Origin of the sequence: Micromonospora sp. SH-82 (assembly GCF_051132485.1) — a bacterium.
GTDB lineage: Bacteria > Actinomycetota > Actinomycetes > Mycobacteriales > Micromonosporaceae > Micromonospora.
In genome coordinates this window covers 5,733,850-5,760,011 of record NZ_CP148049.1, presented here as the reverse complement: position 1 = coordinate 5,760,011, position 26,162 = coordinate 5,733,850, and the positions used below count along the sequence as shown (strand labels likewise).

General features: G+C 72.1%; 25 protein-coding genes and 1 other RNA gene. 13 read left to right on the top strand and 13 right to left on the bottom strand.

Translation table 11 applies throughout. The features are described 5' to 3' along the window. Positions 1-112: 112 nt before the first annotated feature. Both WHN02_RS25230 and WHN02_RS25225 read left to right on the top strand, forming a co-directional pair. Positions 113-3,253: an SNF2-related protein gene (locus WHN02_RS25230; protein ID WP_434741140.1), complete on the top strand. Its 3,141-nt coding sequence runs from the start codon at positions 113-115 to the stop codon at positions 3,251-3,253. Next, positions 3,250-4,293: an SWIM zinc finger family protein gene (locus tag WHN02_RS25225; protein ID WP_434741139.1), complete on the top strand. Its 1,044-nt coding sequence runs from the start codon at positions 3,250-3,252 to the stop codon at positions 4,291-4,293. Before WHN02_RS25230 ends, WHN02_RS25225 begins: the two co-directional genes overlap by 4 nt. Positions 4,294-4,308: 15 nt before the next feature. On the opposite strand, the gene WHN02_RS25220 is transcribed toward WHN02_RS25225, so the two are convergent. Both WHN02_RS25220 and WHN02_RS25215 read right to left on the bottom strand, forming a co-directional pair. Then, on the bottom strand, positions 4,309-4,572 hold the full coding sequence (locus WHN02_RS25220) for a DUF3040 domain-containing protein (RefSeq protein ID WP_434741138.1): 264 nt from the start codon (positions 4,570-4,572) through the stop codon (positions 4,309-4,311). Positions 4,573-5,050: 478 nt separating this feature from the next. Continuing rightward, entirely contained in the window at positions 5,051-5,722 is a 672-nt protein-coding gene (locus tag WHN02_RS25215; RefSeq protein ID WP_434741137.1) for a bifunctional DNA primase/polymerase, read from the bottom strand. Between the two features lie 240 nt (positions 5,723-5,962). Between WHN02_RS25215 and WHN02_RS25210 the strand changes: the two genes are divergently transcribed. From WHN02_RS25210 to WHN02_RS25190, 5 genes are all read left to right on the top strand, one after another. Next, entirely contained in the window at positions 5,963-7,186 is a 1,224-nt protein-coding gene (locus tag WHN02_RS25210; protein ID WP_434741136.1) for a helix-turn-helix domain-containing protein, read from the top strand. Between the two features lie 80 nt (positions 7,187-7,266). Beyond that, complete coding sequence (locus WHN02_RS25205; protein ID WP_434744063.1) at positions 7,267-7,770, top strand: flavoprotein; 504 nt, start codon at positions 7,267-7,269, stop codon at positions 7,768-7,770. A 243-nt stretch (positions 7,771-8,013) separates the two neighbouring features. Further along, positions 8,014-8,886 carry a Nif3-like dinuclear metal center hexameric protein gene (locus tag WHN02_RS25200; RefSeq protein ID WP_434744062.1) on the top strand — a complete coding sequence of 291 codons (873 nt, stop codon included), beginning with the start codon at positions 8,014-8,016 and terminating at the stop codon, positions 8,884-8,886. Then, a complete protein-coding gene (locus WHN02_RS25195; protein WP_434741135.1) occupies positions 8,883-9,620 on the top strand; it encodes a zinc ribbon domain-containing protein in 738 nt (245 codons plus the stop codon). Before WHN02_RS25200 ends, WHN02_RS25195 begins: the two co-directional genes overlap by 4 nt. Before the next feature lie 3 nt (positions 9,621-9,623). After that, positions 9,624-10,856, top strand: coding sequence for a bifunctional RNase H/acid phosphatase (locus WHN02_RS25190; RefSeq protein ID WP_434741134.1), 1,233 nt, complete (start codon positions 9,624-9,626; stop codon positions 10,854-10,856). Positions 10,857-10,881: 25 nt separating this feature from the next. On the opposite strand, the gene WHN02_RS25185 is transcribed toward WHN02_RS25190, so the two are convergent. From WHN02_RS25185 to WHN02_RS25175, 3 genes are all read right to left on the bottom strand, one after another. Next, positions 10,882-11,643 carry a sulfite exporter TauE/SafE family protein gene (locus WHN02_RS25185; protein WP_434741133.1) on the bottom strand — a complete coding sequence of 254 codons (762 nt, stop codon included), beginning with the start codon at positions 11,641-11,643 and terminating at the stop codon, positions 10,882-10,884. Positions 11,644-11,710: 67 nt separating this feature from the next. Beyond that, complete coding sequence (locus WHN02_RS25180) at positions 11,711-12,472, bottom strand: sulfite exporter TauE/SafE family protein (RefSeq protein WP_434741132.1); 762 nt, start codon at positions 12,470-12,472, stop codon at positions 11,711-11,713. A gap of 257 nt (positions 12,473-12,729) precedes the next feature. Next, positions 12,730-13,650: a DUF4394 domain-containing protein gene (locus WHN02_RS25175; protein ID WP_434741131.1), complete on the bottom strand. Its 921-nt coding sequence runs from the start codon at positions 13,648-13,650 to the stop codon at positions 12,730-12,732. 209 nt (positions 13,651-13,859) lie between these two features. Here WHN02_RS25175 and rnpB point away from each other — a divergent pair. From rnpB to WHN02_RS25160, 3 genes are all read left to right on the top strand, one after another. Further along, positions 13,860-14,278, top strand: an RNA gene (gene rnpB, locus WHN02_RS25170) — RNase P RNA component class A. A gap of 94 nt (positions 14,279-14,372) precedes the next feature. Continuing rightward, the gene (locus tag WHN02_RS25165) at positions 14,373-14,786 is read left to right on the top strand and encodes a helix-turn-helix domain-containing protein (protein ID WP_434741130.1); all 414 of its coding nucleotides are present in this window, start codon (positions 14,373-14,375) and stop codon (positions 14,784-14,786) included. Beyond that, entirely contained in the window at positions 14,783-15,325 is a 543-nt protein-coding gene (locus WHN02_RS25160; RefSeq protein ID WP_434741129.1) for a DUF6036 family nucleotidyltransferase, read from the top strand. Before WHN02_RS25165 ends, WHN02_RS25160 begins: the two co-directional genes overlap by 4 nt. Positions 15,326-15,405: 80 nt before the next feature. Here the strand turns inward: WHN02_RS25160 and WHN02_RS25155 are convergent, their stop codons facing one another. The 4 genes from WHN02_RS25155 to WHN02_RS25140 all read right to left on the bottom strand — a co-directional run bounded on the left by WHN02_RS25155 (position 15,406) and on the right by WHN02_RS25140 (position 18,736). Beyond that, positions 15,406-16,023 (bottom strand): Type 1 glutamine amidotransferase-like domain-containing protein, encoded by a 618-nt coding sequence (locus tag WHN02_RS25155; RefSeq protein WP_434741128.1) that lies wholly within the window; start codon positions 16,021-16,023, stop codon positions 15,406-15,408. 302 nt (positions 16,024-16,325) lie between these two features. Further along, positions 16,326-17,201: a septum formation family protein gene (locus tag WHN02_RS25150; protein ID WP_434741127.1), complete on the bottom strand. Its 876-nt coding sequence runs from the start codon at positions 17,199-17,201 to the stop codon at positions 16,326-16,328. Positions 17,202-17,299: 98 nt separating this feature from the next. Continuing rightward, positions 17,300-18,004, bottom strand: coding sequence for a creatininase family protein (locus tag WHN02_RS25145; RefSeq protein ID WP_434741126.1), 705 nt, complete (start codon positions 18,002-18,004; stop codon positions 17,300-17,302). A gap of 504 nt (positions 18,005-18,508) precedes the next feature. Continuing rightward, positions 18,509-18,736 (bottom strand): GntR family transcriptional regulator, encoded by a 228-nt coding sequence (locus tag WHN02_RS25140; protein ID WP_434741125.1) that lies wholly within the window; start codon positions 18,734-18,736, stop codon positions 18,509-18,511. Positions 18,737-19,047: 311 nt separating this feature from the next. On the opposite strand from WHN02_RS25140, the gene WHN02_RS25135 reads away from it, so the two are divergent. The 3 genes from WHN02_RS25135 to WHN02_RS25125 all read left to right on the top strand — a co-directional run bounded on the left by WHN02_RS25135 (position 19,048) and on the right by WHN02_RS25125 (position 20,973). Then, positions 19,048-19,509: a hypothetical protein gene (locus WHN02_RS25135; protein ID WP_434741124.1), complete on the top strand. Its 462-nt coding sequence runs from the start codon at positions 19,048-19,050 to the stop codon at positions 19,507-19,509. Continuing rightward, on the top strand, positions 19,484-19,801 hold the full coding sequence (locus WHN02_RS25130; RefSeq protein ID WP_434741123.1) for a hypothetical protein: 318 nt from the start codon (positions 19,484-19,486) through the stop codon (positions 19,799-19,801). Before WHN02_RS25135 ends, WHN02_RS25130 begins: the two co-directional genes overlap by 26 nt. 197 nt (positions 19,802-19,998) lie before the next feature. Continuing rightward, positions 19,999-20,973, top strand: a complete 975-nt coding sequence (locus WHN02_RS25125; RefSeq protein ID WP_434741122.1) for a zinc-binding dehydrogenase — start codon at positions 19,999-20,001, stop codon at positions 20,971-20,973. Positions 20,974-21,101: 128 nt separating this feature from the next. Here WHN02_RS25125 and WHN02_RS25120 read toward each other — a convergent pair whose 3' ends face one another. From WHN02_RS25120 to WHN02_RS25105, 4 genes are all read right to left on the bottom strand, one after another. Next, positions 21,102-22,751: a SulP family inorganic anion transporter gene (locus WHN02_RS25120; RefSeq protein ID WP_434741121.1), complete on the bottom strand. Its 1,650-nt coding sequence runs from the start codon at positions 22,749-22,751 to the stop codon at positions 21,102-21,104. Between the two features lie 433 nt (positions 22,752-23,184). Next, positions 23,185-23,877 (bottom strand): hypothetical protein, encoded by a 693-nt coding sequence (locus WHN02_RS25115; RefSeq protein WP_434741120.1) that lies wholly within the window; start codon positions 23,875-23,877, stop codon positions 23,185-23,187. A gap of 170 nt (positions 23,878-24,047) precedes the next feature. Continuing rightward, positions 24,048-25,271 carry a S8 family peptidase gene (locus WHN02_RS25110; RefSeq protein ID WP_434741119.1) on the bottom strand — a complete coding sequence of 408 codons (1,224 nt, stop codon included), beginning with the start codon at positions 25,269-25,271 and terminating at the stop codon, positions 24,048-24,050. Positions 25,272-25,385: 114 nt separating this feature from the next. Next, positions 25,386-26,162 (bottom strand): nucleotidyltransferase domain-containing protein, encoded by a 777-nt coding sequence (locus WHN02_RS25105; protein ID WP_434741118.1) that lies wholly within the window; start codon positions 26,160-26,162, stop codon positions 25,386-25,388.

Here is a 26,162-nt window from a genome sequence, read left to right as displayed (position 1 = left end):
CGCCCCGGCCCGGTGGTGCGGACTCCCCGGGTCGGCGACACCGCCCCGCCCCTGCCGCCGCAGCCGCCGAACCCCGATATCCTCGGCAGTCGTCCAACGGTGAGGGGGCCTGGTGCTCGTCGTCCACGGGGTGTGGTTGCCCGGTGCCGGGCTCGCCGTCTGGGCGGAGGACAGCAGCCTGCCCGCCCGGGCTCCCCGCCGCCCCGGCCGACCGCCCCGGGACCGCCCCCACCCCTTCGCCGCCGCCCCGTCGACCCTGGCCGACCTGGTGGCCCCCGCCACCGACGGCACCACCGCGCAGGCCGATGGCCCCGCCACGGTCCTGCTCCACCTGCCCACCCGGGGCGGCTCCCCGGTGGACTCACCGGAACTGGTCCGGACCGCAGCCGAGGACCCGCTGCGCGGTCGGCTCGGCCTCGCCGGGTGGCGGGTGCCCGCCCTGCGGTACGACGGCACCGCCGCCCACCTCCTGCTCACCGCCCTCGACGGTCCGCCCGACCCGGACCGGCAGTGGGTGGCGGGGGCGGGTCTGCGCTGGCTGGTAGAGGTGGCCCGGTTCGCCGGGGAACTCGTCGACAGGGGTCGGGTGCTCCCGGTGGTGGCACAGCGCCTCCACCCCGACGACCGGCCCCGTGCGGCCTGGCGACCCCTGCTCACCGGCGGTGACGTCGCCTGGGTGCGGGCCCTCGCACTCGCCCTGCCCCCTGTCGTCCGCGCCGCCGCCGACCCCGGCACCGACCCGTCCGACACCGGGAGCGCCCTGGTCGCCGACGTCCTCGACGAGACGACCGACGCCGCCACCCGGGCCGTCCTGGCCCGGGCCGGGCTGGGTCCAGGAGCCCTCGCCCGGGGCGGTCCCCGCAGCGGGGCGGCCCCGGCCTGGCTCGCCGCGCTGACCGGCCCGGACCCCCGGTTCACCGCCGCCGGGGAGGCCCTCGACACCCTCCGTACCGAGCTCGACGCCTGGCAGCGCGACGCCGCCGGTGGGACGGTCCGGGCCGGGTTCCGCCTGGTGGAGCCGGTCGGGGAGGACGAGGACCACCCGGAGACGGCTCCGGGGCACGGGCTGGAACCGGTCGGCGACCCGGCGGGGACCTGGCGGGTCGAGTTCGGGCTCCAGGTCGCCGACCGACCCGACCAGCACCTCACCGCCGCCCAGATCTGGCAGGACGATCCCGACTCGGTCACCGCGCTGGCCGGCGCGGACCACCCGCCCCAGGAGATCCTGCTCGCCGAGTTGGGCCGGGCCGGTCGGCTCTGGCCCGAACTGGACGCGGCGCTGCGTACCGCCGCCCCGCAGGGGTTGGACCTGGACGCCGAGGGGGCGTACCGGTTCCTGCGGGAGGGCGCCCCGGTGCTGCACTCCGCCGGGTTCGGGGTGCTGCTGCCCGGCTGGTGGCGGCGGCCCTCCGCCCGCCTCGGTGCCCGCCTGCAGGCTCGCAGCCGGACCGCCCCCGGCACCGTCACCGGGGCCACCGGCAAGGTCGGGATGGACGCCCTGGTCGACTACCGATGGGAGGTCGCCCTCGGCGAGCACCCCCTGACCGCCGACGAACTGGCAGCGCTGGCCGCGCTGAAGACCCCCTTGGTACGCCTGCGCGGCAGATGGGTCGAACTCGATCCGAAACGGTTGGCGGCCGGGCTGCGGCTGCTGCGCTCCAGCGGCGAGCTGAGCGTGGCCGACCTGCTCCGGGTCGGGCTCGCCGACGGGAACACCGCCGACACCCTGCCGGTCCTGGAGATCAGCGCCGACGGTGCCCTCGGTGACCTGCTCGCCGGGGACGCGGAGCGGCGGCTCACCCCGCTGGACCCGCCGCCGACGTTCACCGGGACCCTGCGGCCGTACCAGCGGCGGGGGTTGGCCTGGCTGGCGTTCCTCCAGTCCCTCGGCCTCGGGGCGATCCTCGCCGACGACATGGGGCTGGGCAAGACCGTCCAACTGCTCGCCCTCCTCGCCGGGGATCCCCCGCAGACCGGGCCGACCCTGCTGGTCTGCCCGATGTCGCTGGTGGGCAACTGGCAGCGGGAGGCCGCGAAGTTCACCCCGAAGCTGCGCGTACACGTGCACCACGGGGCCGACCGGGCGCGCGGCGCGGCGTTCGCCGAGACGGTGCACGACGCGGACCTGGTCCTCACCACCTACTCGGTGGCCGCCCGGGACGCGTTCGAGCTGGCCGGGATCGACTGGCACCGGGTGGTGGTCGACGAGGCCCAGGCGATCAAGAACGCCGCGACCCGGCAGGCCGAGGCGGTCCGGTCGCTGCCCGCCCGACACCGGGTGGCGGTCACCGGCACCCCCGTGGAGAACCGGCTCGCCGACCTCTGGTCCATCATGCAGTTCGCCAACCCGGGGCTGCTCGGTGCGGCGTCGAGCTTCAGACAGTCGTACGCGGTGCCCATCGAACGGCACGGCGACACCCGGACCGCAGCCCGGCTGCGCCGGATTACCGGCCCCTTCGTGCTGCGCCGCCTCAAGACCGACTCGTCGATCATCACCGACCTGCCCGAGAAGCTGGAGATGGAGGTGGTCTGCAACCTCACCGCCGAGCAGGCCGCCCTCTACCGGGTGGTGGTCGACGAGATGCTGGCCCGGATCGAGTCCAGCGAGGGGATGGAACGGCGGGGTCTGGTGCTGGCCACGATGACCCGGCTCAAGCAGGTCTGCAACCACCCGGCCCACCTCCTGCGGGACGGCTCCCCGCTGCCCGGCCGCTCCGGGAAGCTGGCCCGGTTGGAGGAGATCCTCGACGAGGTCCTCGCGGCGGGGGAGAAGGCCCTGCTGTTCACCCAGTACGCCGAGTTCGGCCAGATGCTGCGCGCCCACCTGTCGGCGCGGTTCGGCCGGGAGGTGCTCCTCCTGCACGGCGGGGTCGGCAAGGCCGACCGGGACACGATGGTCACCCGGTTCCAGTCGGCGGACGGGCCGCCGCTGTTCGTCCTCTCCCTCAAGGCCGGTGGCACCGGGCTCACCCTGACCGCCGCCAACCACGTGGTGCACGTGGACCGGTGGTGGAACCCGGCAGTCGAGGACCAGGCCACCGACCGGGCGTTCCGGATCGGCCAACGCCGTCGGGTCCAGGTCCGCAAGTTCGTCTGCGCCGGGACGATGGAGGAGAAGGTGGCCGCGATGATCGCCGACAAACGCGCCCTGGCGGCGCAGGTGGTGGGCGACGGCGAGCAGTGGGTCACCGAACTCTCCACCGACCGGCTGCGGGAGTTGTTCGCCCTGGAGGCCGGGGCGGTGGCGCAGTGACCGACAGGTTCGCCGACTACGGCCGCCCCCGCCGGGTCGACGGCGGCCTGCGGGCCCGCAGCACCAGGGGGGCGATCGGGGTCTCCTGGTGGTCCCAGCGCTTCGTCGAGGTCCTCGAATCGTTCGCCCTGGGCACCCGGTTGACCCGGGGCCGGTCGTACGCCCGCGCCGGGCAGGTCGTCAGCCTGACCGTCGCCCCGGGACGGGTGACCGCCGTGGTGCAGGGCTCCCGGCCGAGGCCGTACCAGGTCCGGATCGCACTGCCGGTGTTCCCCGCCGACACCTGGACCCGGATCGAGGCCGAACTGGCAGGGCAGGCGTTCTTCAGTGCCCGACTGCTCGCCGGGGACCTGCCCGCCGAGTTGGAGGAGCTGTGCGCCTCGGTGGGGGCGGCCCTCTTCCCGGCCGGGGTCGACGAACTGGACCAGGAGTGCAGCTGCCCGGACTTCGCGGTCCCCTGCAAGCACCTGGCCGCCGCGTTCTACCTGCTCGCCGAGGTCTTCGACGCCGACCCGTTCGAGCTGCTGCACTGGCGGGGCCGGCACCGCACCGACCTGCTCACCCGGCTACGACAGCTCCGGGCCGCCGCGTCGGGCGGCACCGACCGGGACACCACGTCGGACGGTCCCGACCGGTCCGCCGCATCGGGCGGTTCCGGTCGGGAGGTCACCTCGGGCGGCCTTGATCGGGCCGCCACGTCGGACGGTTCTGATCGGGCCGCCACGTCGGACGACGACGACCGGGCCGCCACGTCGGACGGAGCGCCGGTGGCGGTGGCGGCGGTCGGGGCGTACCGGGCGCTCGCCGGTCAGCCGTCGGTGTCCCTGTCGGAGGCCGTCGACAGGTTCTGGGTCGCGCCGGTGCCGTTGCCGGGCCGCCCGACGACCCTTGCCACCGATCCCGAGCTGCTGTTGCGTCAGCTCGGCCCGCCGGGCGCCGCGATCGGCGGACCAGGGTTGGTGCAACGGCTCCGTCGGGCGTACCAGGTCCTCGGCGACCCGGTCGACGAGGGATCGGACCAGCCCTCGGGGCGGCCCTGACCTGCACCGGCCCCGTCACAACAGGCGGCGACGGTACCGCCAGGTCACCGCCGCACCTGCCAGCAGGGCCACGGCGAAGACGGCTCCGACGGGCCGCCCGGCCAGCACCGTCACGGCGGGCAGCGACGCCCACAGGACGACGGCCAGCAACATCAGGCAGCGGCTGCGTCGGATTCGGGCACGGGTGCGCTGGTCGAGCCGGTGGAAGAAGCCGGGATCGCTCGCCTTGAGCTGGCGGGTGATCTCGTCGAACCGGCGCTGGTCCTCTTTGCTGAGCATGGCGGTGCCTTCCCCTCAGGCGTGCGGGGTGCGTCCCCTCAGGCGTTCAGCGGTGCCCGGGCATACCCGCTGGGGTGGCGGATAACGCGCTCCTGCTGCCCCTTCTTTCCCCGCCGTGCCGACGCCCGATGCCGACCACCGACGGCACCCCGGCGGGTTTCGGCGACGGGTGGAGGTTTCGACGCCGGGTGTGCCCGGCGGGGGTTTCGTCCCGATCGCGTACGCACCGGAGGGTCGGGCGTCGAGTGCGCCGGTCGGCGGGTGGCACGCGGGGTGAGCCCGGCGGCTTCCCGCCATTCGATCCGGCCTTTCCACAGGTCAGGACGTTGAGTCGGGCTTACGACAGTTGCGGTCTGCACCCTCCACGACAGATGCTGGGAAACCCCGTCGATGGGGGTGTGCGTCGATGTCCGCAGCGGTGGAGGTGGTTCGCCGGGCGGACCGGCGGTGGGCGGACCAGGAGCCGTCCCGACGACGATCAGGTGGCGCGGCGGGGAAGGGGCAGGTGGGTGGAGACGAGTTCGGCGGGGAAGGTCACCCCGGTGGCGCGCAGCGAGTCGACGAGCGCGTTCTGGACCAGGTACGAGTCGGGCAGCTGCCAGCGGGCCTGCTCCGGGGCGACCGCCCAGCGGACCGGCCCCTCGGGCAGCCGGGTCGGGGGTGCCGGGATCCACGAGCCGGTCCCGTGGCGTACGACGTGGAAGCCGTACTCCAGCTCCGGCCGGAGCGGGTCACCGGGTCTGACCAGGAACATCCACCCTCCGGTGGGGGTGACCACCACCGGGCCGCGTACGCCGAAACCGGCCGGATGGGTGCCGACCGAGGCCAGGAGGTGGCGGCCGACCTGGGCGGAGACCTCCAGGACGTCGAACGCCCGGCCGGTGGGCAGCAGGACCCCGTGGGGCCGCTCCCGCCACCAGGTGGCCACCCGGGCCGGGTCGCTGCTGGCGGCGCGCTCCCAGTTCTCCAGGGCCGGATGGCAGCCGACGGTGGGACACCCGGCGCGGCCGCAGACGAAACGGCTGCGGGCCAGACAGGCGCCGGGGGTCACCTCCCACCCGTGCATGGCGTAGCGCACGGCGATCCGACGTAACCGGACCCGTTCCAGCGGCGACAGTTGCGCGGCCCGCGGGCCGACCTTCCCCCACATCTCGGATTCCCCCTCGCTATCGGCCCGCGCGGGGCCGGCTCATACGTCGAGCGCCGTCACTGCGCCCCGCGATTACTCGTTGTACGGACGAACGGCTGATGCAACTTGCACGAAAATTACGAGCCCCACCTGTACGACCGACGTACTTGCTGTGCGACCAGCGGAAACGTGAAAACGGCGGGTTGACGAACCACGCCGGTGATCGATAGCTCCGACCCCCACGGAGCCGGGAGGACCGACATGGACGAACTGCCCATCGGCCGACGAGTGGCGTACTGGCGCAGCCGACGCAAACTGTCCCAACAGGTCTTCGCCGATCGACTGGGCAAGTCGAAGAGCTGGGTGGACAAGGTGGAGCGAGGGGTCCGTCGGCTCGACAAGTTCTCCGTGTTGCACGACATCGCCGACATCCTCCAGATCGACGTCTCCCTGTTGCTCGGGCGGGACCCGGAACGCCGTACCGACGCCCTCAACGGCATCGACCAGGTCGAGGTCGAGGAGATCCGGGCCGCCCTGGAGCAGTACGACAAGATGACCGCGTACTTCGCCCCCGCAGCCCACTCACCCCCCCTGCCCGACCTGGAGAAGGCGGTACGACACGCCTGGCTGACCTACCAGTACGGCAGGTACGCGATGCTCACCCGCGCGCTGCCGAAGCTGCTGCGCGACACCCAGGCCGCCGACGCCGGGTTCACCGGGGACCAGGGGCGGGTGGCGGCCAACCTGCTCAGCCAGGTCTACCAGATCGCCTCCTCGGTACTCCGCAAGATCGGCGAGTGCGACCTGGCCTGGCTCGCCGCCGACCGGGCCACAGTGGTCGCCCAGCGCGCCGACGACCAGCTGCTCGCCGGGATCGCCACCACCCGGGTCGGGATCGCCCTGGTCGCCATGGGGCGGCCCCGTCCCGCGCTGGAACTCAACGTCAACATCGCCAACCTCCTCGCCCCCGGCTACCGCGACACCACCCCGCAGGGGTTGTCCGTCTACGGGCAGCTGCTGCTGCAGGGGGCGATGGCCGCCGCCCGGCTGCCCGACCCCTCGGCCGTCGACGACCTGCTCGACGGGGCCGAGGACGCCGCCAACCAGCTCGGCGGGGACCACAACCACTACTGGACCTCGTTCGGCCCCACCAACATCGAACTGCACCGGGCCGCCGCGTACGTGGAGCTCGGCGAGGGGGGACGCGCCGTGGAGATCCACCAACGCCTCCCGGAGCCGGCGTTCAACGCGCTGCTGCCCGAGCGGCGCGCCCACCACCTCCTCGACCTGGCCCGCGCGTACGCCCAGATCGGCGACGTGGGCAACGCCGGGGAGATGCTCCTGCGGGGCGACAGGCTGTCACCGTCCGAGATCCGATGTCGGCCGATCGCCCACCAGGTCCTCGCCGACGTGCTGCGGCGTACCCGTGGTGCTCCCCCCTGCCACCTCGCCGAACTCGCCGAACAGATGGGGGTGGGCGTGTGAGCGTCCCGCACCAGCCCGACGGCCCGCCGCCGGTCGTCGACCTCCCGTCCACCGCCGGTCGCCGACCCGTCCTCTACGCCCTGACCTGCGGCTCCCCGCTGGCCCGGAACGTCGGCCGGCTGGTCGACGCCGCCCAGCGCGACGGCTGGGAGGTCTGCGTGGTGGCCACCCCGGACGGGACGAAGTTCATCGACCCGGCGGCCCTGGCCCAGCAGACCGGACACCCGGTCCGCAGCCGGTACAAGAACCCCGGCGACCCGGACCTGCTCCCCTCCGCCGACGCGATGATCGTCTGCCCGGCGACGGTGAACACCCTGAACAAGTGGGCGGCCGGGATCACCGACACCCTCGTCCTCGGCCTCCTGATCGAGGGGCAGGGCAAGGGCCTGCCGATCGTCGCGGTCCCGTTCACCAACACCGCGATGGCCGCCCACCCGGCCTTCCGGGACAGCCTGGTCCGGCTGCGCGGGTGGGGGGTGACGGTGCTCTTCGGCGACCCGTACTTCCCGCTGCACCCGCCCGGTGCCGGTGAGGCCCACCTGAACGCCTTTCCCTGGCAGGCCCCGCTGGCCGCGCTCCGGTGATCGTCGGGCACTTCGGGTGCCCCCGGTGGCCCGGCGTCCGTCGATGTCCACGCCGCGCCGGTAAGCTGGCCCGCCGTGAGCACAAGTGCATCCCGACCCGGTGAACCGGGAGCCGCCGCCGCGTCGCCGACCGGCCCGACCGGCGCGCCCCCGACCGGCCGGAACGATGCGCCCCCGACCGGCCTGACCGGCCCGAACGATCCGCCCTCGGCGGGTCGGGCCGGCACCCCGACCGTCCGGGACGTGGTCGCCGAGCTGGAGCGGCGCTACCCGCCGACCTGGGCGCAGGAGTGGGACCGGGTCGGGCTGGTCCTCGGCGAGCCCACCACCCCGGTACGCCGGATCGCCTTCGTCGTCGACGTGGTGCCCGAGACGGTGGCCGAGGCCCTCGACGCCGGAGCCGACCTGATCGTCGCCCACCACCCGCTGCTCCTGCGCGGGGTCTCCTCGGTCGCCCCGACCACCTGGAAGGGGCGGATCGTGCACCGGCTGATCCGCGCCGACGTGGCCCTCTACGTGGCCCACACCAACGCCGACACCGCCGCCCCCGGCGTCTCCGACGCCCTCGCCGCCCGGTTCGGGTTGACCGGGCTGCGTCCCCTGCAACCCCCGGACCCGGGCAGCCCGGCCGCCGGGTCGGGGCGCGGCATCGGCCGCATCGGTGAACTGCCCCGGCCGATGACCCTGGACGAGCTGACCCGGCACGCCGCCGCGGTCCTCCCACCCACCGCCTGGGGGGTACGCGCCGCAGGCGACCCCGGGCGGCAGATCCGGACCCTGGCGGTCAGCGGCGGATCCGGCGACAGCTTCCTGGCCGCCGCCACCGCCGCCGGAGTGGACGCCTACCTCACCTCCGACCTGCGTCACCACCCCGCCGGTGAACACCTCGCCGCCGACGGTCCCGCGCTGCTCGACGCCGCCCACTGGGCCACCGAACGGCCCTGGCTCGACGACGTCGCCGCGCACCTGCGGGCCGCCTTCGGCGTCGAGACCCTGGTGTCCGACCTGCCCACCGACCCGTGGACCGGGCACGCCGCCAGCCCCATCGCAGCACCGGACCCCGACACGACCCGCCAACCGCACGCCGCCCCCGACGACAAGGAGCCCCGCCCGTGAAGGCAGACCCGCAGGTTCAGCGCCGCCTGCTCGACCTCCAGGCGATCGACCAGAACCTGGCCCAGCTCGCCCACCGTCGGCGGACCCTGCCGGAGCTGGCCGAACTGGACGCGCTGGCCCGGGAACTGTCCGCGTTGGAGGACGAGCGGGTCCGCGCCCAGGTGACGGTCGACGACCTGGACCGGGACATCGCCCGGCTGGAGAAGGACGTCGACCAGGTCCGCGCCCGCAAGACCAAGAACGAGAACCGGCTGGTCGCCGGGGGCGTACCGGCCCGGGAACTGGAGGCGTTGCAGCACGAGCTGGTCTCCCTGAACCGCCGCCAGGGCGACCTGGAGGACGCCGAGCTGGAGCTGATGCAGCAGCGTGAGGACGCCCAGGGGGTCCTGGACGGCATCCTGGGTCGGCTGACCGAGGCCCGGCAGCGCCGCGACGCCACCGAGCAGCGCCGCGACGACGCCCTCGCCGAGATCGGCAAGGAGGAGGAGTTCAAGCGCGGTTCCCGGACGCCGCTCGCCGCCGACCTCCCCGCCGACCTGGTCACCCTCTACGACAGGATCCGGGCCGACACCGGACTGGGGGCGGCCCTGCTGACCGCCGGTCGGTGCGGGGGGTGCCGACTGGACCTCTCCGGCGCCGACCTGGCCCGCATCCGCAAGACCGCCCCGGACGACGTGGTGCGCTGCGAGGACTGTCGGCGGATCATGGTCCGGACCAACGAGTCGGGCCTGTAGCCGATGGGGGCGCGCAGGGTCGTCATCGAGGCCGACGGCGGATCCCGGGGCAACCCCGGCCCGGCCGGGTACGGCGCCGTGGTCCGGGACCAGGCCACCGGCGAGGTGCTCGCCGAACGCTCCGAGGCGATCGGGGTGGCCACCAACAACGTCGCCGAGTACCGGGGTCTGATCGCCGGGCTGGACGCCGCCGCCGAGGTGGGCGCGGTCGAGGTCGAGGCGCGGATGGACTCCAAGCTGGTGGTCGAGCAGATGTGCGGCCGGTGGCAGATCAAACACCCCGGGCTGCGTCCCCTGGCAGCCGAGGCGGCGGCGCTGGTCCGCCGGTTCGACAATGTCCGGTTCGCCTGGATTCCCCGGGAACGCAACAAGCACGCCGACGCCCTCGCCAACGCCGCGATGGACGCCGCCGCCGGCAAGCCACCCCGGGAGGTGCCCCGTCCCGGCGAGCCGGGACGGGAGACGTCGGGGGCCGCCGAACCGGCCCGGGAGGTCGCCGGACCCGAGTCGAGTGCCCGCGCACAGGCCCGGGAGGTCGCGGCGCGGGCGTCGACGCGTACCGCCGGATCCGACCCGGCCACCGTCAAACCCTCCTGGGAGCCGCGCCCCAGCGACACCGCGACCCGGTTGATCCTGATCCGGCACGGCGAGACCGAGTACACCGAGCAGCGCCGCTACTCCGGGCGCGGTGACGTCGCGCTCTCCGCCAAGGGACGCGAGCAGGTCCAGGCCACCGCCGCCCGGGTGGCGGTCCTCGCCCCCACCGTCGCGGCGGTGGTCAGCTCCCCGCTGTCCAGGTGCAAGGCCACCGCCGCCGCGATCGCCGCCGCCGTCGGGAACCCCCCGGTCCGCACCGTCGAGGACCTGATCGAATGCGACTTCGGGGCCTGGGAGGGCAAGACCTTCGCCGAGGTACGCGACGGGTGGCCGGGGGAGATGGACGCCTGGCTGGCCTCCACCCGGATCGCCCCACCCGACGGGGAGTCCTTCACCGAGGTCGGGCTCCGGGTCCGGCGGGCGATCGGGGCGCTCCGCGACGCGTACCCGGGGGAGACGGTGGTGGTGGTCTCACACGTCTCGCCGATCAAGCTGGCCCTGCGCGACGCCCTGGCCGCCTCCGACGCCTTCCTGCACCGTCTCTTCCTGGACGCGGCGGGCATCTCGGTGGTCGACCTCTGGCCCGACGGCGGCATCGCCGTCCGCACCGTCAACGACACCTCCCACCTCCCGTCGTAAGGAAAGGGGGAGGGCGGGTCAGGGGTCAGGTCAGTTCACGCAGCAGGAGGTAGAGGCCGACCGTCGTACCGCAGGCCACGATCACGGTCTTGAGCACAGCCGACGGCAACCGGCGCGCCCACCGGGCGCCCGCGTACCCGCCGACGAGGGCGGCCGGGGCCAGCAGCGCGGCGGCGGCCCAGTTCACCGGGCCGAACAGCCCGAAGACCACGACGGTGACCGACCCCATCAGTGCCCCCATCAGGTTCTTCAGGGCGTTGACCCGGGCCATCGTGGTGTCCATGGCCAGGGCCAGCCCGGCGATCATCACCAGCCCGAGGGCCGCGGTGAAGTACCCGCAGTAGACCCCGCCGGCTCCGACCACCGCGTGCAGGGTCGCCGTCCGGCGGCGCGGCCCGAGGTCGCGGGGGTGCCCGACCAGACGCCACAGCGGACCCTGGAGGGCCAGGGTCGCCGTCGCCCCCAACACCAGGAACGGCACGACCAGCTCGAAGACCCGGGCCGGGGCGGCGAGCAGCAGCAGGGACCCGGCGACGGTGCCGACGACGGCGGTGGGCAGCAGCGGCAGCCACTCCCGTCGGTCCGGCAGGTCCACCCGGTTGCCCAGGACGGCGGCGAAGCTCCCCGGGGAGAGGGCCACCGTGTTCGTCACCACCGCCGACACCGGTGGCAGGCCGATCAGGATCAACACCGGAAAGGTGATCAGTCCGCCCCCGCCGGCCGCCGCCCCCACCGCCCCGGCCGCGAACCCGCCCACCACCAACAGCGTCACCTCGAAAAGATCCACGAGGCGGCACCCTAGGGGCCGTCGATGCCCACCTCTATGCCGTACGTCACCAGCGGCGGTGCTGCGGTCACTGGAGGCTACGGAACAGCAGGTAGAGGCCGATCGACGTACCGAAGATCACGATGACGGCCTTGAGGAAAGCGGCCGGGAGCCGACGGGCGAGCCGGGCACCCAGGTAACCGCCGGTCAGCGCGGCCGGTGCGACGAGCGCCACCGCCGCCCAGTTCACCGGGCCGAACAGCCCGAACACCGCGATGGTCATCACCCCCACCACCAGGGAGAGCAGGTTCTTCAGGGCGCTCAACCGGGCCAGGGTCGCGTCCATCACCAACGCCAGCCCGGCGACGAGCATGAACCCGAGCGCCGCCCCGAAGTACCCGCCGTAGACGCAGCCGACGGCGACCATCAGGTGGACCGTCAACGTCCGGCGGCGCGGCCCCAGGTCGCGCGGGTGCCCGACCAGTCGCCGCAGCGGATCCTGGAACGCCAGGACCGCCGTCGCCGCCAACACCAGGAACGGCACGACCATCTCGAAGGCGCGGGCCGGCGTGAAGAGCAGGAGCAGGCACCCGCCCAGCGTGCCGACCGTCGCGGTCGGCAGCAGCGGCAACCACTCCCGTCGGTCCGGCAGGTCCACCCGGCTGCCCACCACCGCCGCCAGGTACCCGGGGGCCACCGCCATCGAGTTGCTCATGTTCGCCGCGACCGGCGGCACCCCGATGGCGATCATCGCCGGGAAGGAGATCAACGAACCCCCGCCGGCCACCGCGTTGACCATCCCGGCGGCGAGCCCCGCCACCACCAGCAACCCCGCATCGAGAAGATCCACAGCGGCAGGCTACCCACCCCCTGAGCAGCACCCCCTGCGCCCACCGGCCGTCCCACACCCGCCCCCGGTCCCCGCCCTCCTTCGAAGCCCTACGCCCCATTTGCACCCCGGTTGCCTCTGTCGATCACGGCGTCGGGCGGACGGTCGGGGCCGGATTCCGGGCCGCCCTCCGGCCGGAGTTCGGGCCGGAGGGCGGGTGATCGGGGCCGGATTCCGAACCGTAGGGCGGGCAGCGGGTGACCGGTGCGGGGGACGGGTCAGCGCTGGCCGAGCGGAAGGGCGATGTCGGTGACCCGGTACCCCCGGAAGCTGCCCAGGGGGGTGGCCGTGCCGGTCAGGGCGTCGACCGAGAAGACGGTACGGCGACCGTCGACGGGCAGGACGGCGAAGCCCTCGTTCGCCACGGTACGACCGCCCCGGACGGTGCTGTAGATGTCGAACCCGGCCCGGATCCCCGAGTCGACACCGAGCCGACCCGTCGCGGCGAGCTGCCCGGAGTTCGCCGGAGACTGCACCGCCACCTGGTCCAGGAGGGTGTCGATGTCGAAGAGGGTGGTGGCGGTCGCCGAATCGAGGTCGTTGTTCGTGTACGCCGCCCCGGTGACCCCCCGCGCCGTGGTGGCCGACGGCGGGTACGTCAACGTCCCGTCCACGATCGTGGTGCCGTCGTTGACGTTGTGCCGCAGGTTCTGCCCCTCGTCGCTGATGATCCGCAACCTGTCGGCGGCCGGGTTGAAGTCCACCCCGAAGAAGCTCCCCTGAAGCGCCACACTGAGCCGGCCCACCCTGGTGGCGACTGCGGTACGCGTCGAGAGGACGAACACGCCCCCCTCGTCACCCACCCCGTAGAGCCGCCCGTCCTGCACCCGGTAGTCGATGCCGACCAGGTCCTCCCCGCCGGTGAGGCGTACCCGGCCGATCAGCTCGGCGCTCCCCGGCCGGTCCACGTCGAACCGGACCAGCCGCTGCCCCTGGGTCAGCCCGATCGCCCGCAGACCCCGGTCGGGTCGCCCCTTCTCCAACTGTGCGATCAACCCGGGCAGGTACGTGCCCCGGTACGCGGCGTCCGTCGTGCTCACGTCAGCCGACGCGGGTGCGGCGAGCGCTCCCGACATGCCCGCTCCGAGCGCGATAGACAGACCGGCGAGCACCATCCTGCTGTGGTTTCGAGACGTCATGTCACGCACCTTCCTGGTGGAGAAAATCCGAAAAGCGGCATTGGTACGCCCTCAGCAGACCAGTCGACGCCACCCACCCGGACACGATCCGAAGAAGCGTCACCTTTGGTGGACACCCGTACCGTCACAGGCACGCTGCACCCCGGCGGCGTACCGGAGGGGTGGCAATAGACCCGCTGGGCGCGTCGTTACGATGAGAGCGCGACGGACGAGTCGACCGGGCGGTCGCGTCGACGGGCCCCGGCCCGTCGCCGAGGAACGTCCGGACTCCACAGGGCAGGGTGGTTGCTAACGGCAACCCGGGGCGACCCGCGGGACAGTGCCACAGAAAACAGACCGCCGACCCCTTACGGGGACGGTAAGGGTGAAACGGTGGGGTAAGAGCCCACCAGCACCCCGGGTGACCGGGGTGGCTCGGTAAACCCCACCCGGAGCAAGGCCAAGACAGGGCCGTCACCTTCGCGATGACGACCCGCGCAGACGCTTGAGGGCTGCCCGCCCGATGTCTGCGGGTAGGCCGCATGAGCCTGTCGGCGACGGCAGGCCGAGATGGATGGCCGCCGCCGACGCGACACCCCTCGCGGGTACGCGTCGGTCACAGAATCCGGCGTACAGGTCGACTCGTCCGTCGCCCCCCAGCTCAGAGCCCTGATCAAGGTCTTGACCAGCAGGAACGGCGTTAAAGAGTTGTATTCTTGGTCCTTGTGACGGATGCTCTGGGTATGGCGACCGTGAGTGGGGAGCGTTCGACCACTGGTCAGGCGACCGAGCTGTTGGGGTCGATGCTGCTGCAACCCAAGCAGTCGCTTACCCGTGATCAGCTCAAGTCGCTGTGGCTGCACCAAGCGGTAGCGGGCAGCCTGGTCACTGATCCGGACGAGGTGCTGGGCAAGGCCAGGGAGAATCTTGATCGGCTGCTTCAGCAGCATCGGGGGACCATGGCTGGGGTTTGGCTAAGGCGCTGGCAGGACAAAATCAACGAGGGAGTTGGGTCTGTTCTCAAGGCGCTGACCTCAGAAGATTCGGAGGCCGTGGAGTTGCGGCAGAACTCGCCCTTCGCTGGTGTGCTCTCGCAGCCACAGCGCCTGAAGGTTCTTGAGTCCTTCAGGCGTAGCGGCTGGGAACGGGTGGCGTGAGGCGCGAAGATCTGGAGCACGTCCTGAGGTCGGCGTGCCAGATTGTCGGAGACCGGAACGTTCTTGTCATCGGTAGCCAGTCGGTGTTGGGGGCGATCCCGGAGGATGACCTCCCGTTGGAAGCTACTGCCTCGATGGAGGTCGATGTGGCCTTCCTCGATGATCCAGGCGACCGGAAAGCCGACAAGGTCGACGCCATGATCGGTGAGTTCTCTCCGTTCCATGAGACGTACGGCTACTACGCGCAAGGCGTGAGTGTGTCCACAGCCAGGCTGCCCGAGGGGTGGCACGACCGGTTGGTGCTGGTGGAGTCCGAAAGCACGCGACCAGGGCGTGGATACACGCTTGACCCTTATGACTGCGTGGTGTCCAAGCTGGTAGCAGGTAGGGAGAAGGACACCATATTCGCTGATGCGCTGATCCGGGCAGGGCTCATCGACCCGGAAGTGGTTGCCGAGCGGATCGAGATGGTGGATGTTGATCTTTTGGTGCTGGAGCGCCTCAGGAGCTGGATTGCCATTTACCAGTCAAAGGCCTAACGGCTGCCCGTGGCAACTGCAGACTCGTATTCCCGGTCGATAGCTGATCGGGCGCTTTTGGTCGCTGGCTTGGGCTGGTGTTATACCGGCAGCAGTCGCGTCTGGTTTTTGCTGACGAGTAGCACCTCACCGTCGCGCAGCGCCCAGTGCGCTCTCATCGCTGTGGCGTACGCGGCTGACACGGCGTCGCAGGCGGCGGTCTCCGGATGGTCAGGGGAATTCACGTGCGGCACGAACGGGCGGTCCAGCAGGCCGAGTCCGTCCATGATCGGTTGAGCGACGGCGGCGGGGTTGTCGATGAGTTCCAGACCGTTCAGGTCAGGAGCCAGAACGCAGGCGCCGGCGCTGTAGCCGCCGTAGACGACTGCGTCGCGACGTAGCAGATCAAGCAGCACGGTGTCGGCGCCCGTGTCGGCCAGAACCCGGCGCAGTACGAAGACGTTGCCACCACGGACCCACACGATGTCGTAGTTGCCGAGGCTGGACACCAGACCCGGTTCGCGCAGATCAATGAGCGTGACGTCGAGACCAGCTGCTTCGAGATCGTCAAGGTCGCGTCGTAGGCCGGTCTCACGCACGTCAGCGGGAAGCCCGTCGAGGGCGTTCGGGATCAAAGCGGTACGCCGACCGTTGCCAGCCAAGGCGACAAGCCGGTCAGGATGCCTCCCGGTACGGAAAGACGACAGGTACAGGCGCATCGGAGCAGTTTGGCAGCACTCGGAGACATTCGAGGAAGACAAGGTCCCGGGCCAGTTCGCGTATCACCTCTGGGGCGCTGACAACCCCACTCGCCGCCGACGGTGGGGTCCCGGGCAGGCCCTCGCCTACGGCTGTGTTCGCTTCTGGGCCGCTTTTCCCGGCGGCTGAGCTGGAGCAACCACACGGTCGCCGCCGCCTTGAGAGCAACTTCTCCATGATCCGTATGCACCCGGACCCGACACGCCGTTCGTGCCCGGTGCTTCTGGGAGCCGGATCCGGAGGGCGGCGTACCCCTGGGTGGTCAGTTTTTGAGGGAGCGGGTGCGGTCGCGGTCGGCCCAGTGGAAGCAGCGGACGCCTCGGTCGCCGCGTTCCCACGCCTCGGGTGAGGGGAAGCGGGTGGTCATGCCGAGCCCTCTGGTGACCAGCTTCGCGTTGGGCGTGCCCTTGACGTAGTCGGCGACGACGTCGGCGCACTTGTCGAAGATCTTGTCTTCGTCGTCGGCGGAGTTCTCGTACGGGCCGTCGGGGGCGGTCCAGATGCCCACGTACTCGACCCGGTGGCGTTTCGTGCAGGCGACCGGCGTCAGGTCGTCGTACTCGTCGACGGTGTAGCAGCCGAACGCGAGCGGCGACGGCTTGGTCAACACTGCGCGGAGTGAGCCTTCGCGTTCGACGGCGCGATCGTCGGGGCTCTTGCGGGCGGTGTTGCCGTCGAGGGCGGTCAGGGCGAAGACGTCGCACCGGTACCAGCGGCCGCCGGCCGTCCACTCCGAGGGTTCGGGGACGACGACCTGGATGGAGATGAGTGCGCCGCGCCATTCGCCGCCGACGAAGGAGGTGACCCGGGTGTCGCACCTGTCGAAGGCGGCGCGCATCGGGTCGGAGCGTGGTGGGGGAGGGGCGAGGCGTGCGGCGTCCTCGCCGGTGAACGCGCCGACATAGACGGTCTCGGCCTGGTGGATCTTCGCGCAGTCGACCTCGGCGTAGAGGGCTCGATACCCGACCGACTCGACGGTCCGGTGGCACACCCCGGCCTTCGGGAGGAACGGTTCTGCCGCCGGGCTCTGGTCGGGGTCGGCCTGGGCGTCGGCGGCGTCGTCGGTGGCCGAGCCGCAGCCGGTCAGGAGTGCGGCCACCAGCACTGCGCGTGTGGCGTTTCGGAGGTGACGTCGCATCCGGTCCTCATTCTGTGCCGTCGATCAGCGGGCACAGCATAGTGGAGCAGATCTCGAAGATGTCCGTCCATGGGTGCATCGCCGTGGTCGGCGCGCTGTCACAGACCCAGGGCCTGCCGGTACGCGTCGAACGAGCGGGTCAGGCTCTCGATGGCGAGTCGACCCTTCTCGGCCGTACCGAGGGAGGGTCGGCCGATCACCCCCGACGTCGTGTACGCCGACATGCCCAGGGTGAGCAGGTGGGGCCGGTCGTCGGCGGTCCAGTCGGCTGAGGCGTTGCCGTCGCGTACCAGCTGGGGGGCGACGTGCAGCAGGATCGAGGTTTCCAACTCCCCGGCGTGCATGTCCTCGTGGTCTGTGGTGGCCATCCCCGCGTCCACCCGGGCTCTCGTCCAGTCCGCCGATCGGGGGAACAGACTCATCGTCGGCCCGTGCACCGCCGTGTACTCCTGGACCACGTTGGCCAGCACGTAGTTCCCGCCGTGCCCGTTGACCACGATCAGCCTGGTCACCCCGGACCGGGCCAGCGACTCGGCCACGTCCATCACCACCCGGTGCAGAGTGGTGGCGCTGATGCTGACCGTACCCCGCCATCCTGCGTGCTCCTGCGAGCAGGAGAAGGTCAAAGGCGGCAAGAGCATCATCGAGTACGCCTCGGCGAGCCGCCCGGCGATCGCCCCTGCGACCACTGTGTCGGTGACGAGTGGCAGGAAGTCCCCGTGCTGCTCGAAGCTCCCGACCGGGAGCACCGCCACAGAGGCGTCCCGTTCCCGCTCGTCAGCAGCAGTGGCAGCAGTACCCAACCCGAACACCGACCCAGCCCTCCGATTCCGTAGCCCCGACCCCAGGAGTGTTCCTCAGGATGGTTGGCGAACTCGGAGCCCGCTACTTGCTCGTCTGCCGCCCTGACACTTGATCGTTTGAGCTTCCGAGATGCTCAAGCGCTTGCAGTCCTGGAGCAGCGTGATCGTTTGACGTTAAGCTTCGCGACACGCCGAGGGCGGCGTAGGTAAACCGCAAACGATCACGAGGCCCCTCCGGCCTCCCCGCCTCGGCCGACTCCCCGCCTCGGGCCAGCCCCGCTCGGGTCAGTCCGCCTCCGGTCAGCCCCCCTTGGGTCAGCCCCCTCGGATCAGCCCTGTTCGTCGCCGTCGGTCGGCCCTGGACTGCGGTGCTCCCGAATCCACTGCTCGACATCCTCAGTCCGCCTACTCGATACGGCGTGAAGAGAGTCGGCCAGCCGCAACGATCACGGGTCGTTGGGTGGTGGCTGGATTGGCGGTCGGTGTGTCGACCGAGGGGTGGGCTCAGTCGAGGTCTTCGATGACGAAGACGCCCTGGCCCTGTTGGCCGTAGACGAGGTTGCGTTCGTGCAGCTCCTTGACGGCGCGATACGCGGTGGAGCGGGCGACGTGGTAGATCTCGCCGATCTCGGACACCGACGGCAGCTGGTGGCCACTCGGGTACTCGCCCGAGCGGATCTTGCCTTCGATGTCGTCGGCGACGCGTCGGTAGTGCGGTGGCCTTGTTGCCATGGGTCAGCTCTCCTGGACTTCAGCGGAGATCATGCTTCCAGTCGTTGCTGTCCCGAACAAGCCAGCGAACCGAGCAAGTGACCACAGTGAAAACTTGACTAGAGTGAGACTGTGGATACAGTGGGTATCTGAACACGGTGAGACAGTGAGACGGTTCCCCTGGACTTCAGCAACCCGGGTCGGGGCCGTTCGCCATGCGGCTGCTGATGCAGCCCACCCGATCCGAGGAGAGTGGCCATGTCCTTGCGCGGTGCACACCGCTGGCGCTGCCTGATTCTGTCCATCGTCGAACGGCACCTCGACCCTGACCAGTGCTGTCCCGGGTCCTGTGGACGAGGGGTGGCTGCTCGTTCTCGTACGCCGAATGCGGGGCGGTGGGGGGTGCCTGCGCAGCGGCGGGCGGGCTGTGGGCGTACCCGATGACGGGGTGGGCGGCGTTGCACGGGCCGGAACGGCCGGGGTGGACCTGCGTGACGTGCGGCGATCCGTGGCCGTGCCTGACCCGCAAACGGCAGCTCAAGGAGCTGTGCCGGTGTGACGTGCGGGTGATGCGCAACTATCTTGCGCCCTACCTGGCCGATGCCCGGACGGAGCTGACCGGGCTGACCCCCGAGCAGATGGTCGACCGGTTCCTCGGATGGTGTTCCCGGCCGCTCCGCCCAATCCCCAGCCCCGGAATCGAGACGGCGGCCGAGGCAGTGGGCGGGACCGGGGCAGTCGGGACCGGGGCAGTCGGGGAGGCGGAGGGTGGACGGGACGCCCACGCCGGGTGACGTGGTACGCGTGGGACGCGCCGCCTCGGTGCAGTTTCGTCGACCTCTGACGTTCCGGGTGATCAGGGTGATCGAGGAGTGGTTGACCTATCAGGGGTGGGTGTGGCTGCACGGGTACGCCCTCGACCGGCGGGGGAACGCGGTCGCCAAGCGGGACCTCTTCGTCCGCCCGGCGGGGCTGGAACTGCTGCACCGGCCGGAGCCGCGGCGGGTCCGGCGGACCGATCAGCTTCCCGTCGCCCAGACCCGACGGCCCGTGGCCCCCGCACCACGCCGGACCGCCGGGCGTTGACCTCACCGGGTCCGCGCTAGCCGCACCCCGCCGGACCGTCGGGCATGCCTCGCCGGGTCCTCGTTAGCCGCACCGCGCCGGACCGTCGCCGGGCGTTGACCTCATCCGTGGTTGACGGTGAAGAGTCTCGATCCAGGTGACTGTTCGACGTGTCGGATCGACGTGTCGGCGGGGTGACTCGACGGGAGGAGAAGCGGATGCGGGCTGTGCAGGTGACCCGGTTCGGGGGACCGGAGGTGCTGGTGTCGGCCGAGGTGCCGGAGCCGGTGGCCGGGCCGGGGCAGGTCTTGGTGACGGTGGCCGTGGCGGGGATGTCGTTCGTGGAGACCCAGATCCGGCGGGGGGCCGACAGGTGGCACGCCCGACCGGAGCTGCCGTACGTGCCGGGGTCGGTGGTCGCCGGGCGGGTGACGGCGGTCGGGGCCGGAGTGGAGTCGGGGTGGGTGGGGCGGCGGGTCCTCGCCAACCTCCCGGGACACATGGGTGGGTTCGCCGAGCGGGCGGTGACCGGGGTGGCCGACCTGGCGGTGGTACCGGACGGGTTGGGTCTGCCCGAGGCGGTGGCCCTGCACACCGATGGGAGCGCCGCCCTGGGGTTGGCCCGGGGGGCGGGGATCCGGTCCGGGGAGTGGGTCCTGGTCGAGGCGGCGGCCGGTGGGGTGGGCACCCTGCTGGTCCAGTTGGCCCGGCTGGCCGGGGCGCGGGTCGTCGGGGCGGCCCGGGGTGAGCGCAAACTCGACCTGGTCGGTGAACTGGGGGCGGACGTGACGGTCGACTACTCCGAGCCGGGGTGGACCGACCGGGTCCGCGCCGCGACCGGGGGGACCGGCCCGGACCTCGTCTTCGACGGGGTCGGTGGGGAGATCGGTCGGGCCGCCTTCGAGGTGACAGCGGTCGGCGGCCGGTTCTCGGTGCACGGCGCGGCCAGCGGTCGGCCGACGGTGATCGACCCCGAGGAGGCGCAGCGCCGCCGGATCCAGGTGATCGGGATCGAGCAGCTCCCCGGGTTCGGGCCGAACATGCTGGGGTGGGCGGGGGAGATGATGGCCCTCGCCGTCGACGGGCGGATCCGGCCGGTCGTCGGGCAGACGTTCCCCCTGGACCGGGCCGCCGAGGCGCACGCCTCCATCGAGTCCCGGGCCGGGATCGGCAAGACCCTCCTCCTACTCTGACCCGACCACCCCGCCCCGACTGCCCTGCCCCGCCCGCTCTGCTCCGTCCCGACCACCCCGCCCGCTTCGCGGGGTTGATCAAGGGATTTGCGTCAGATTCCGCGCCGATCATGACGCAAATCCCTTGATCACCGGGGAGGGCGGGGGGAGCGGGGGGAGCGGGGAGGGGCGGGGGAGGTGGGGGTGGGGGAGAGGGGGGTGGGCGGGATTACCTGGACGGGGACGGTGGCCTGGGTGTTGTGGGTCGTCACCCACTGATCGAGGGCGGTGCGGCAGGCGTGGTCGGCGTGACGCAGACCGCGCAGGTCGAGCCGGACGGTGCGGTCGGCGGGAAGCTCGTTCAGGGCGGTGAGGATCGTCGGCAACCGCAGGAAGGTCGCGTTGCCGGTGATCGACACCTCGATGGGTCCGCCATCGGTGGTGGCCTCGTCCTCGGTCGTCGGGCCGAGGCCGGGGGCAGTGCCAGGGCCAGTGCCGCCGAGGCCGGGGCTGGAGCTGGAGTCGAGATCGGGGCCGATCGCGCGGTCGGTGACGGTGACCCGTACGTGGGAGGTCTCCCAGGCCGCCTTGACCACCGCCAGTCCGAGACCGACCAGGACACCTGTGAACATGTCGGTGGTGCCGATCACCACTGCGGTCACCACCAGGATGACCGCCTCCCCCCGGTGCTCCCGCCACAGGTCGGGCAGCTCCCGTACCGGCAGGAGTTTGCAACCGGCGTGGATCAGCACCGCTGCCAACGCCGGGAGGGGGATCAGGCCGATCAGGGTGGGTGCGGCGGCGACGAAGAGGAGCAGCCACAGGCCGTGCAGTACCCGGGATGCCTTGCTGCGCGCCCCGGCCGCCACGTTCGCCGAGCTGCGGACGATCACGGCCGTCATCGGCAGGGCCCCGAGCAGCCCGCAGACGCTGTTCCCGGTGCCCTGGGCGACCAGTTCCCGGTCGAAGTCCGTCCGGGGTCCGGTGTGCAGGCGGTCCACCGCCGCCGCGCTGAACAGGCTCTCCGCCGAGGCGACCAGGGTGAAGGTGACGATGGCGGCCAGCACGCCGAAGCTGGTGAGCTGCTCCCAGTGACCGAACGACGGGGTCATCGCCGCGAGTAGACCCTCCACCTCGATGGTCTGCACCGGAAGGTCGAGGCCGGCGGTCATCCCGGCCGCCACCACCACCGCGACCAGTGCCCCGGGGACCATCCGCAGCGAGGGCAGTCGTCGGCGCAACGCGTCCCACTGGGTCATGACGGCGACGGTGGCCACGCCGACGGTGAGCGCGATCAACGCGGTGGGGCTGGCGACCAGGTCGCCGAGGAGTTCCGGGAGGCCGGTGAACTTGCCCGGCCCGGAGTGCGGGGTGGTGCTGCCGGCGAGGACGTACAGCTGCCCGGCGATCAGCAGCAGACCGATGCCGGCGAGCATGCCCTGGACCACGGCGACCGAGATGGCGCGGAACCACCGGCCCAGGCGGAGCAGTCCGAGGGTGATCTGAAGCAGCCCGCAGGCCAGGACGATGGTGCCGAGCCCGGCCAGGCCGAAGTCGTCCACCGCCTCGGCGACCAGCACCGTCATCCCGGCGGCCGGGCCGCTGACCTGGAGGCTGCTGCCGGGCAGCGCCCCGACCAGCAGGCCGCCGACCACGCCGGTGACCAGCCCCAGTTCAGCCGGTACGCCGGAGGCGACGGCCACGCCGACGCAGAGCGGCAGGGCGACGAGGAAGACGACGATGGACGCGGGCAGGTCGGCGCGGAGCGTACCCCAGTCGGGGCGCGGAAGAGCGAGCATGATCCACCTCCGGAAGGCAGCAGAGTGGGGGGACCCGGAGCACCTCTCCGTCGCCGGGTGGGCGCGTCCGCCTCGTCGTTGAGCCGGAAGGACAGGTGTGGGTCGGGTCCGGCAGACGTCGGTGCCGGCCGGGGGTGGGACGGGAGTCTCGCGCGCTGCCCGGAGGCGACTTGTTCCTGGGTGACAGGTGCCCCGGGCGGTTGGCTGCCCCAGACGACCGGTTCTCCGAAGCGAACGGGTGCTCCGGGCGTCGGTCGTGGGATGCCGTCGACGGCTGGCGGTGCTCGCCCGGATGGTGGTCGGCGAGGCCGGTCCGCTGCTCGGGCGCGTCGTCCCGAGGCGTGGTGCGCCGTCGAACCGGTCGGTGACCGGTACGGGGTGCCGAGGGCGGCGGGGTGCCGTCAGGTCGGCAGGGATCCGGTGGGCGAGCCGGTCAGCAGCGCATCACCTGGGACCGGGACGCGTTCGGTCGGGGCGCTGTGGTCAGTGGACGGCCGTCGGCGTTGCGCCCCCGCTCCCCGGGTACGCCGCACCGGAGTCGGTCCGACGGCGTGGCGGTCGGGTCGGTACGGCGGTCCGGTCCGGGGCCGTACCGCCCGGTGCGGGTGGAGGGTGCGGAGGCCTTGCCGCCGCAGCCGGTGATCAGTCGGACGGTCCGGCCGGGCATCCCGGGGGTGACGTCCGCGCTCGGGCGGTGCCGGGTACCGGTGGCCGTGTCGACGTCGGCCGACCGGCCGGGGGAGTCCTGTTCGACCAGGGCGGGGACGACCGTCGCAATCTCGGAGTGGGTGCCCGAGTCGGTGTCGGTCGTCGTCGTGAGGTCGGCGGTGGGCTCGGCGGCCGTCGGGCTGTCCGGTGCCGGTGTCGACGCCGGGCCGGTGGCCGACGGGGAGGCGGTGGTGGTCGACGGCCAGGCGGAGGTGGTCGACGGGGAGGCGGAGGTGGTCGACGGGGAGGCGGAGGTGGTCGACGGGGAGGCGGAGGTGGTCGACGGGGAGGCGGAGGTGGTCGACGGGGAGGGGGTGGTGTGCTCCGACCCGTGGACGGTGGCGGGGTGGGCGGGGGAGGTCAGGTGGATCAGGAGGACGGCGACGAGCAGTGCGTGGTTGGCGAGGATTCTGCGCACCGCTCACCCCCAGGTCGAGACCGGGGTCGTCTCCCGCACGGCCACGTCGTGTAGTCAAACCCGGGGGTAGGGCGTTCGGTTACGGGCGGTACGCCGCACGGGCGGTCGGATATGGGACGAACGGGTACGGCCCCGGGGAATGCCCCGGGGCCGTCCGTGACCTGTGTGGGTCAGAGGGTGGGCGCGACGTAGAGCAGGCGGTTCGGGGAACCGGTGCCCGGGTTGCTGATCGTGCCGGGGGTGGCGGTGCTGACCAGGTACGAGTGGACCTGGGCCGGGGTCCAGGTCGGGTTCACCTGGAGGACCCGGGCGGCGGCACCGGCCACGTGCGGGGAGGCCATCGACGTGCCGCTGATGCTGTTGGTGGCGGTGTTGCTGGTGTACCAGGCCGACAGGACGGCCGACCCGGGGGCGAAGATGTCGACGCAGGTCCCGATGTTCGAGTACGACGCCCGGGCGCCGTTGCTCTGGGTGGCCCCGACGGTGATCGCGGTGCCGACGGCGGCCGGCGAGGAGTTGCAGGCGTTGGTGTTGCTGTTGCCGGCGGCCACCGCGTAGCTGACGCCGTCGAGGATCGAGTTGGCGACAGCGGTGTTCAGCGACGGGTTGACACCGCCACCGAGGCTCATGTTCGCCACCGCGGCCCGTCCGGGCTGGTGGTGGGTGGTGACCCAGTTGACGCCGCCGACGACACCGGCGATCGTGCCGCTGCCGGCGCAGTTGAGGACCCGGACGCCGATGAGGCGGACGCCCTTGGCGACGCCGTACGTGTTGCCGCCGACGGTGCCCGCGACGTGGGTGCCGTGGCCGTTGCAGTCGGCGGCCGGCAGAGCCCCGTCGACCGCGTCGTAGCCGTCGATCGCCCGGCCGCCGAAGTCGTTGTGGGTGATCCGGATCCCGGTGTCGATGACGTACGCGTCGACCCCGGCACCCGTGCTGTTGTACGTGTAGGAGTTGCTCAGCGGCAGGGCGGTCTGGTCGATGCGGTCCAGGCCCCACGGCGGGTTGGTCTGGGTGGCCTGGATGCTGACGGTGTGGTTCTGCTCGACCCAGTCCACCGCCGGGTCGGCGGCGAGCCGCTTCGCGGCCTTCTCGGTCAGGCGCACCTCGAACCCGTTGAGGGCGCTGCCGTACACCTGGGCGACGGAGCCGCCGTACTTCTTGGCGAGGCTGCTCGAGGAGGTGGTGACAGCTGCCTGTCGGGTGCCGGCGCGGCCTCCGACGGCGCTGTCCTTGAGGACGACGATGTAGCTGTCCGTCACGGCGGTGGCGCCACCGGCCAACCGGACCTCGCCGGTTGCGGGGGCGGCGGACACCGGGGTCCCGATCATCGTGGTCGCCATGGCTGACACGGTCAGTACGCCGAGTGCGGCCAGTCTGCGGGGGAGCGGCATATCTTCTCCTCTGTCCACCGGGCCGGGCCAGGGCGGTGGCCCTGGGGCGTCAGCCCGCGATCCTGGGGAGGAGCCTATCGAAACATCTAAACCTGGGAATATATAAGATTCGGGTCATAGTGTGGGGTCGCCCAGCTCGGCCAGGATCCGGCGCTGGAAGGCGCGGGCGGTGGCCCCGCCCGGCGGCGGTCCGCCCCGACGTGCCGCCACACACTGTTCGAGCAGGTCGGCCGGGTAGCCCTCGCGGATCAGCCGCCGACCGGCGTCGACCTTCGACAGCCAGGTGCCGTGGCGTACGCGGACCAGGGCTCGTGCCGCCCCCAGCACCGCGTCCTCGGCCCCCGGCGCCGGTGCGTCGTCGGGCGGCCCCGGGCGGGCGAGCCACCAGGTGAGCGCGTCGACGAGCAGCCGGTGCAGGTCGGCGGGAGAGACGTCGGCGAAGACCGTCGCGGCCGGCGGCCCGAGGACCGCGTACCCGTGCTGGTGCAGGATGCTGCGGTCCAGGGCGTACCAGAACAGCCCGTCGGCGGCCGGACGGTCGGCCGGGTCGAGGGTGACCCGCGACGGCATGTCCCGCCCGGTGTTCACCTCGAACTCGAACCCGGGATCGGGGGTGCCGGAGCGGGCCACCTCACGGCGGTAGCAGACCAGCTCCAGCCCCCGAGCCGGACAGGGCAGGGCCTCGTGCCGCAGCGCGGCCACCAGGGCGTACCGGGTCGTGGTGTCCAGTGCGCCGACGCTGACCAGCGCAACGTCGACGTCACTGCGTCCCGACTGGTACGCCCCGAGCCCCACCGAACCGGCCGCCCACACCCCGACCAGCTCGTCGCCGAGCAGGTCACCGGCGGTGTCGGCCAGCCTCGTCAGGTAGTCGCCGACCTCCGGGTGCAC

Coding starts and splice junctions, on each gene's coding strand:
- WHN02_RS25140 (WP_434741125.1), bottom strand. CDS start 18,736: ATGGCAACAAGGCCACCGCACTACCGACGCGTCGCCGACGACATCGAA.
- WHN02_RS25175 (WP_434741131.1), bottom strand. CDS start 13,650: ATGACGTCTCGAAACCACAGCAGGATGGTGCTCGCCGGTCTGTCTATC.
- WHN02_RS25150 (WP_434741127.1), bottom strand. CDS start 17,201: ATGCGACGTCACCTCCGAAACGCCACACGCGCAGTGCTGGTGGCCGCA.
- WHN02_RS25155 (WP_434741128.1), bottom strand. CDS start 16,023: ATGCGCCTGTACCTGTCGTCTTTCCGTACCGGGAGGCATCCTGACCGG.
- WHN02_RS25110 (WP_434741119.1), bottom strand. CDS start 25,271: ATGCCGCTCCCCCGCAGACTGGCCGCACTCGGCGTACTGACCGTGTCA.
- WHN02_RS25120 (WP_434741121.1), bottom strand. CDS start 22,751: ATGCTCGCTCTTCCGCGCCCCGACTGGGGTACGCTCCGCGCCGACCTG.
- WHN02_RS25125 (WP_434741122.1), top strand. CDS start 19,999: ATGCGGGCTGTGCAGGTGACCCGGTTCGGGGGACCGGAGGTGCTGGTG.
- WHN02_RS25190 (WP_434741134.1), top strand. CDS start 9,624: ATGGGGGCGCGCAGGGTCGTCATCGAGGCCGACGGCGGATCCCGGGGC.
- WHN02_RS25215 (WP_434741137.1), bottom strand. CDS start 5,722: ATGTGGGGGAAGGTCGGCCCGCGGGCCGCGCAACTGTCGCCGCTGGAA.
- WHN02_RS25220 (WP_434741138.1), bottom strand. CDS start 4,572: ATGCTCAGCAAAGAGGACCAGCGCCGGTTCGACGAGATCACCCGCCAG.
- WHN02_RS25165 (WP_434741130.1), top strand. CDS start 14,373: ATGGCGACCGTGAGTGGGGAGCGTTCGACCACTGGTCAGGCGACCGAG.
- WHN02_RS25210 (WP_434741136.1), top strand. CDS start 5,963: ATGGACGAACTGCCCATCGGCCGACGAGTGGCGTACTGGCGCAGCCGA.